Source organism: Streptococcus caballi DSM 19004 (assembly GCF_000379985.1).
Classification (GTDB): Bacteria; Bacillota; Bacilli; order Lactobacillales; family Streptococcaceae; genus Streptococcus; species Streptococcus caballi.
This window is the reverse complement of sequence record NZ_KB904073.1, coordinates 26,333-34,599: the sequence shown is the minus strand read 5'-3', so window position 1 is coordinate 34,599 and position 8,267 is coordinate 26,333. Positions and strand designations below refer to the sequence as shown.

Genomic DNA, 8,267 nt, shown 5'->3' with positions numbered 1-8,267 from the left:
CCAGCTCGCTTGGCACTTGGCGAATGTCATCCGCATCCTCTAGTCCTGACAGGTCTTCATTGAGGATATCGTATTGCCCCAAGGCGTTGATGGCATAGATGGTATGGTCTTCAATTCCTTGGTCTGCCTTATCAGGTTGGTACTCTGCCCCTGACCAAGCACTTTGGAAGAGTTCATAGACTTCNTTNTTNCCGACTTGNANNTANGCACGCCCCGTTTGGGTAATCTCTGCCGCATCAGGNGTGTGCAACATTTCNNTNGAATCTTGACGNTCNGCCACTTTCANNGCAATCTTGAAACGCGAGTTGGACCAGATTTGGTCGTTGACCACCCCAGCAGGTTTTTGCGTTGCCAAAATCAAGTGAATCCCCAGAGAACGCCCTGTCCGCGCTGTTGACACCAAGGCACTCATAAAGTCTGGCTGTTCTTGTTTCAATTCCGCAAACTCATCTGAAATCAAGAACAAATGCGGTAGTGGCTCAGCAACCTCACCCAGTTTGTATTTCTTCTGATACTGATTGATATGGTTAACCCCATTTGCCGCAAATAAGCGTTCACGGCGATGAATTTCGGCATTGATTGAAGTCAAAGCACGCATGGACTGGGCACCATCCAAGTTGGTAATGGTTCCCAGCAAGTGGGGCAGGTCTTTAAAGAGATTGGCCATCCCACCACCCTTGTAGTCGATGAGCAAGAAAGCCACATCATAGGGGTGGAAGTTAACCGCTAGGCTCAAAATATAAGACTGAATCAACTCTGACTTCCCAGAACCTGTCGTCCCAGCAATCAAACCGTGAGGCCCATGTGCTTTTTCGTGCAGGTTAAGGTAGACAATATCACCTTGACCACGTAAGCCAAGCGGCACCGCCAAGGACTTATACGGTGCATGTTCTGCCCAACGCTCCTGGACATGTAAGTCCTTAAAGTTTTCAGCCTCATACATTTCCATGAAGGTCACGCTGTCAGGGATAGAGGACTTGAGGTTTTGCAAGTGATTGAGCGGCGCCAAACGACGAGCCAGACTCTCCTTGTCATAGGCCTCTGGGAAATGATCTAAGGCAAAATCAATTTCTCTTAGCTCACCCTCCTCAATGACCAGTTGTCCAACATTTCTATCCTTGATATTGATAATGGTCTTGATATTTTCAGACAGACTGGACAAGACATCTTCCACGAAGATAACCGAGCAACCAAGCTCAGTAGGATCTTCACTGAAAAATTCCATGATGACATGGTCCAAAATCAGCTTTTCATCCGTTACCAGCACCACATAGTGAGGCGAGAAGAGCAGACTTTCTTTGGCGGATTTGTCATCCAGCTGGTTCTTGCGCAGTTTGAGGATTTGATTGAGTGAGTTCAGCACCTGATCACGTGTGCGTTGGTTATAGACAAAACCACGTACATTCATCTCTTGCAAAGTAGCATGCGGTAACCAGCGTAGCCATTCCCATTGCGATAATTCCTCTTCGGGCATGATGGTAATGAATTGCACATCATGATAAGAGTGGAAAAAGGCTAGCTGATTCACCATGAGTTGCAGTTGCTCAATCACTAAGGGACGAGGTCCGATGTAACCAACAGGACCATGTGCTAGATTAGCAACGATGGGCATCTGATCAATGGTGCGATTTTGCATATAAAGTTGATAGCCCTCCGCTTCTAGCGGGTCGGTCTGCCCACTGCGCTCTGTTTGAGAATAGCGGAGCTCATAGCTAGTAGGCACCTGACCCAGACCTAGACAGTAGTGGAGAAAGTCAAAGTGCAGAGGCGTCTTTTCATAAATCCGATGATTGTAACTAGCTGACAGCTTATCCAAGGTCTGGATAGAAGGGTAGTGGTAAAGCTGCCCTTTTTTCTGCTCCTCTGCCAGCTCTGCCAACTCCATTGATTTATCCATGACATAACGTTTGTAGGAATCTATGCGGTCCTTTAAATCCTGCTTATATTTTTTACGATTTTTAACATAGGTCGTTATCGAAAAGATGATCGTTGTCACTGACATAGCCGCCATCATGAGGATATAGATCCCTCGAGGTTGGACAAGTGAAATCAAAAGCATCACGGCCAACATGACCAGCGGAGGCACAATCATCCGTAAGAGGCCATTCTCTGGTTTTTTGGGCTCAGCTGAAGGTGCATTGATCTGAATTTTATCCTCTGAACTCCGATAAATAATCCGAGGAGAGCGATGATAATCAGGATATTCTCCGTAGAAACCATAACGTGAGACAGCCTTCTGTGCCAAAACTTGAGAGACATTAACCCTTCCCATCACCCAGATTTCATCAGGAAAGACTTTGAATTTAATACCATGACAGCTCAATTCATCTCCCATGTCTAAGAAACAGCTCGTCTCAGACAGGGCAAGGTTATTGAGGAAAATATTTCCCGACAGAAGAGTCAACAACCAGCCTTCTTCTTGCTTTTGCAAAAGGAAATCAAAGTCAGCATCAGCAATATGAATATCGCTCTTGGACTGCTTACCAAACAATAATTCCTGCTGGTCCAGCAAGTCGTAAATCAGCGGCTCTCCCTCCGTCAGATAGAAAGTTAGACCAGCGACTTTTTGACCATCACTGAGTTGACCTGTTTCTTCCTCATAAGCATAGGTAATAACACCTTCTTTAAAGGACAGATGAAGTGGAATGTTCAGACCATCAATATAGAGTGAGGCTTTCTCGGTGTTAGCTAGCACATAGTCTCGCTCAGGAGAGAGCGCCAATTCGTAGCGCAAGTTATCTTTATAAATAGCTAAATAGTTACTCATTAGCAAATTCCTTAGTTCTTAGTAGATGATGTTTCCGTATTGGTCTTTTCTGTTGTTTCGCTGCTAGATGAAGTAGCATCCGTAACCTTACCAGAAGCATCCGTCAGGGCATCATCACGATCTTTCCAATACTTATCATAGCTACCCTGTAGTTTGTTTAATTCTTCTTCACGCTTGCTGCCTGACAGACTATCATCTTCACGGACACGTTCAATTTCCATCGCTAAGGCATAGAGGATCAGATCTGAGTCATCCAGACGCTTAGCAATATCCAAAGCTTCGCTATTTTCCCCACGACCAATCTCAATCCAATATTCCAAATAGAGATCTTCTGTCTTGAGGGTCACATTGTTCATGATGACTTCTTCCTTCTCCTTAGAAAAGCCAAGATTCTTGATATAGGCATAGGCCAGCTCATATTTTTGGGTATAAGGCAGGGCAGACAACTTGACATTTTTCAGCTTATCAATGACGCCAGAATAGTCCACCTTGATAAAGGCTGTATCAGCTGCCAGCATGCGCTCCTGAAAAGGATTGCGATTGAAAACAAGATAAATCAGAGGAACAACCAGAATAAGAACCAGTACGCTCAGCCAGATCGTGGCATATTTAAACAGCTTATGACCTGTTTTTTTGACAATGGCCAGGGTTGCTGCTTCTTCTTCCAGCTTCTCACGGTAGAAATGCAACAAACTTTCCCTGACAGCAGCAACACTATCCAGCTTACGGATAGCCTTCAAAAATTCAGGAACCTCTACCACATCCAAAGAACCAGCATACAAATCGCTAAACTGATAGTCGGTAAAGATAGCAACAATATAACATTTAGCCTGCTTGAGAAATTCTTCCTCATCCATAGATTGAGGTGTCATAATTTCTGGAACAGCCCGATAGGCTATTTTCAGGCGTTGATCCTTGGTAATAAAAAGATTCTCTGGATGGAGGAAAAATGTCACAGGAAGCCTCAAACAATCTTCCAAGTCTAGGACATTCAGCGCCAAGCGCAATTGCTCTGACATCGTCCGTGCCTTGACAGCCGCTAGCGTCAAGCCATCCTCTTCTAACTGATAATCAAATGTCACTTGATCGGCGTCAAAGGTCATCTTTTGTTCTAAAAACATAGGATGATGCAAATTAAGCACGCGCAGCTGATCCATCTCTTGGGTGGCCACATCTGAGCGTTTGAGGCCTAGTTTCCAAACCGTTGCCTCTTTGACATAATGAAATTCTTGACCTAAAAAGGTTAGCACTACTTCACTCACTAACTAAATCTCCTCTATTTCAATAACATCACCCGTCGTCACAGGGTAATCTACTAAAACCTTCCCCTCATCTAAGAGGAGTCCCTTATTGACCACGCGCAGCTGATATTTATGCCTGACCTCGCTATAGCCATAAATCTTATCAATTTCCTTGATTAACTTACGGACTTCAATTTTGACAGGAATACGGACATCTCTCGATTCTCCTTGAAAAATCAAGCTAACATTAATATGATTTTCCATTTAAATATCCTCTTTCTTACCAACCATAAAAGTAGCAAAACTAGCCCCACAGATCAGAAGAAGGCAGACAACCCCGTAAAGGATTGCCACAAGCCCACTGCTGCCTGTTTGGCTAGTCGTACTGGTATCTGTGTCTGATTTCGTTACATATTGGCCAGATTTAGCCCTTGACCTGAAAAGCTTCTTAACCTGATTAACATCAGTATTTCTCTTGCTTTTTTGGGAAAATAGCTGAGCTTTTTGCCGATTAAAAGTGCTTGTTTCTTTATTTTTCGCTTTTTTCAAAACCTGATCAGCTTCGTTTGAGAAAAGATTTGAAGCAAGGTCAGACTGATTGCTATTATCAGCTCGTTTTTCTTCTAAACGTTCGCTGTCAATATGTAAACTATTGTCCTTGATGCCATCATCAGCACATACAAGAACAGGAAGAAAGGCACAGACCATCACAAGAACGACCACATATTTCTTCATACTATGCCTCTACTTCTGTGCTGCCTTTTGTCCAATTGTTCAAATTTAGAGTAAAGAAGATATTGACAAAAATCAAGGCAAGCACAACGATAACCGCTAAGACAAGCAAGGACAGACTGGCTGCACGGCTGTCAAAGTAGCTTGATAAAGCTGTTTCCAAAATGGAAAGAACATTAATTTTCTTCAAAAAGGCAGGAAGCCCTTTTAGCGTCGCAGTTGTTCCAATAGCATTTGATAAATAAACAAAGCTAATCGTCATAAAGAGACACAAGCCCATCCCCAGAGCTTTGAGGTTCTTGAAGAAGAAATAGTGACCCTGCATCAAAATCAAGCTAAAGAGCGTCACCACCAGAACCCATGATGGCATCAAATCTTTTTCTACTGCTAACTTTGAAGCCGAAACAGCACCAATAACCACACCTGTAATAATGGCTAAAACGGAAATGATAGCAACATTAATCAAGTCTGTGTCGTGCAGACGGTCAATCACTTTAAACTTATCTTTAGCCTTCTTAACAAGATTATAAGTTGTGAAAAGATAAGCAGTAAAGATGCTGACAACTTCTAACAAAAGAATCCAGGTAAAAGGTCGATAAGTATTAATGGTTGCCTTCACTGATGAAGAAGACTCTGTTACTGGGTTAGACAAAAATTTCAAAACTTCATCATTAGCCACACCATCTTTATAAGCATTGCTCAAAACTTTAGAAAAGGCAGTTGAGAAATCGTCGCTAGCAGCCAGTTCCTTTTTAAATTCAGCCATCAAGTCATCCGCATCTGCAGACAGCTTAGTACTGTTTTTCTGAGCAGTTTCCATATCTTGGTTGAAAGATGTGAATAAATCTTTCACTTGACCAGCTTCATTTGCATTAGTGTCTGATGTTGACTTGAGCTCTGCTGTTGATGATAACAGCTTGCTCAAGTTAGAATTCAGATCAGACATCTTACTGTCACTTTCTTTAGTAGCAGATGATGATGTCTTCTCTTTGTCTTGAACAGCTGTTACCTGATCTTGAACCGCCTTAACTTCTTCAATCTTCTTAGCAATTTGTTCAGACAATTCCTCATTTTGTTCTTTAATGGCAGCTAATTTGGTTTCTAACCCTTCTCTTTGTGCTTTAAGATCTTCAATTTCTTGTTTCAAATCTGCTGTCGGTTTTGCCAAATTATCATTAATGCCATCAACTAAAAAGCGCTCAATGAGATCAGTAACAGGCTGATCAAAGAAGCTGTCAGTAATATTCTTGCCATCTTTGTAGTAGGCATTTAAAAGGTCTTGGGCATTTGAATAAACATCTTTAACTTCTTGGACTGTTGCTGCATAAGTAGCAACTTTATCTCTATAGTCTTTGATTTCATTAGTAGGTAGGACAATGGTTGACTTAGTAGAATCATCCTTCGTCTGATAAGTTATAGTAACTGTGGCATCTTGTGAATTAGAATCTTTCAAGATAACATTCTGTGCTTGCGCATCGGTGTAGATTGTACCATTATAAGACCACTCTTTTAAGCTAACATCTTCCGGAACCTCAAGTGCTAGATTTGCTGTGACATCTGAAGTTGCAGCATCCACACTGACGCCACTAATTTTAACAGAGAGCTTCTCTGGATTATTTAGAGATGTTGCTGCAGTAGTCAAATCACTTGAAATCTTATTGTTCAAGTTGGTTTCAGCAGTTTCCATTTCAGTTTTAGCTGTATTTAATCGGTTTTCTAAGTCAGACTTAGTATTATTGTAGTCAGCATTGTCATAACGCTTAGCTAAGTCCACATTAAAGTTTGTAACAGCAGCTACTGATGAATCAAGTTCTGTCATATTAGCTGTAAGTCTTGTAATACCGTTCTGATCAATAGCAGGCAACCTATTGATAGCATTCTGAATCACGTCATCCATACTTTTCTTGTAGTCAGCAACCGAAGTTCCAAGATAAGTTTCTTCAGAGTCGGCTTTTTTCGTGCCAAGGAGATCAGCAACGCTAACACTATCCTTGCCAAAGTAGGTCTTAACCTCTTCTTTAGCAAATTCTTCAATCTTAGCTTTATCACCAGAATTAGTTACTGTTTGGCTAAGGCGATCAATCTGATCTCCCATTTTGTTAATGGCTTCACTCGTTGCGCTGTCATCAGAGCTAGTCGTTCCTATAGAATCAATTGCTTCACTTAATCCTTTCTGTGATGCCTGTAATTGTTCTGTCAGCGAAGTCAACTCAACCTTCAGCAAGCTTTCATCCATTGACATCAAGGCTTTAGCAAAATCCTCATAACTTATGGCATCTTGTGACCGTTTTTCTATCAAAGCATTCAAATCAGTACCAAGCTTCTCCTGAGATGTCGCCATATCCTTATAGGTAGTGGAAAATTCCGAAAGAGATTTGGTCAGATTATCATTTGCTGTTAAGCTGCTCTTTGTTGTTGTCACCAATGAAGGAAAATTATTTTCAAATCCCTTGGCTGATCCCAATAAATTTGTCTGGTAGGAAGAAATATTAGTTGTCTCCTGATCAGTCAATGACTGGACATTCTGCTGAGCTGTATAGAGGTTGCTCAAAATGCTGGCCATATACATGTCAACCAACTGATTGTTTAAATCCGAAACAATATCCTTACCAACCTTATTAGCCTCAGTTTCAATTTGCTGATTCCCATTGGCATTGATTTTATAACTGATAGTTGTACGGTCTGCCGCCAAACTATTTAAGTCTAGAATTTTAGAAGAGAAGTCATTAGGAATAATAACCATCAACTGGTATTTTCCACTTTTTAAACCATTATCAGCTGTGGCACGACTAACAACTGACCAGCTCTGGCTGTCATCTCGTTCAATATTTTTGATATAACTTGCCCCAAGATTATAACCCGTATTACCCACAAGGGCCAATCTATCTTCATTAACAATGGCAACATCCAGACGTGTGGTTTTCTGATTATTTAACTCTGTTGATGCCGTATCATTATTTTTTTGAACAGCGATGTTCAGGCTAGCAACAGCACCTAGCAGGATTGCAACGCCTGCCACACTAGCTATATATTTTATAAACCTATTCATCTCTTTTTCTCAAAAAAGAGCAGAGCAGTTTAGCACCTGCCCTGCTACTTTCTAGCTTTCAATTCTTAAAATTATTGGAAACCAATTTGTGATGCAATTTGGGCATCAGTTTCTTCAAGTGTATTAGCAACTGAATTCAATTGTGCGTTGATTTCATCCAAAAGATCTGCAAATTGACTAACTTTAGGTGACAACTCGTTGAACTGTTGTTCAAAACTGTCAAAAGCGTTACCATCCCAGTTAGCATCAATTTCAGCTTGAGTATTAGTCAAACGTGTCAAGACATCGCGAACAGAAGTCGCACCTTCAGTATAGCTTTGAGCTTGTGAACGAAGTTCTTCTGGTGTTAACTTAATTTGTGCCATAAAATAATCTCCATTTCTTTTAATAATTTTATTATACCCTTTTTCATTTTTTTCAATATTTCTTTTACTTTTCGTTTTGTAACAATTTTGTTAAAATTTTGATTCTTCATAGC

6 protein-coding genes are annotated in these 8,267 nt (G+C 41.2%); all 6 read right to left on the bottom strand.

The genetic code is table 11. The features are described from left to right. The coding region (gene essC, locus A3GS_RS0104360; RefSeq protein ID WP_018364196.1) for a type VII secretion protein EssC at positions 1-2,767 on the bottom strand (2,767 nt) is incomplete at its 3' end. 11 nt (positions 2,768-2,778) lie between these two features. Further along, the gene (gene essB / locus A3GS_RS0104355) at positions 2,779-4,029 is read right to left on the bottom strand and encodes a type VII secretion protein EssB (protein WP_018364195.1); all 1,251 of its coding nucleotides are present in this window, start codon (positions 4,027-4,029) and stop codon (positions 2,779-2,781) included. Between the two features lie 3 nt (positions 4,030-4,032). Beyond that, entirely contained in the window at positions 4,033-4,272 is a 240-nt protein-coding gene (locus A3GS_RS0104350) for an EsaB/YukD family protein (protein WP_018364194.1), read from the bottom strand. Beyond that, a complete protein-coding gene (essA, locus tag A3GS_RS0104345) occupies positions 4,273-4,743 on the bottom strand; it encodes a type VII secretion protein EssA (RefSeq protein ID WP_018364193.1) in 471 nt (156 codons plus the stop codon). Between the two features lies 1 nt (position 4,744). Next, entirely contained in the window at positions 4,745-7,759 is a 3,015-nt protein-coding gene (gene esaA, locus A3GS_RS11500) for a type VII secretion protein EsaA (RefSeq protein ID WP_018364192.1), read from the bottom strand. Positions 7,760-7,860: 101 nt separating this feature from the next. Further along, positions 7,861-8,154, bottom strand: a complete 294-nt coding sequence (locus A3GS_RS0104335; protein WP_018364191.1) for a WXG100 family type VII secretion target — start codon at positions 8,152-8,154, stop codon at positions 7,861-7,863. Between the last annotated feature and the right edge of the window lie 113 nt (positions 8,155-8,267).

Excerpts from the sequence above, each read along its gene's own strand:
- essA (WP_018364193.1), bottom strand. The coding sequence starts at position 4,743 with ATGAAGAAATATGTGGTCGTTCTTGTGATGGTCTGTGCCTTTCTTCCT.
- A3GS_RS0104350 (WP_018364194.1), bottom strand. The coding sequence starts at position 4,272 with ATGGAAAATCATATTAATGTTAGCTTGATTTTTCAAGGAGAATCGAGA.
- A3GS_RS0104335 (WP_018364191.1), bottom strand. The coding sequence starts at position 8,154 with ATGGCACAAATTAAGTTAACACCAGAAGAACTTCGTTCACAAGCTCAA.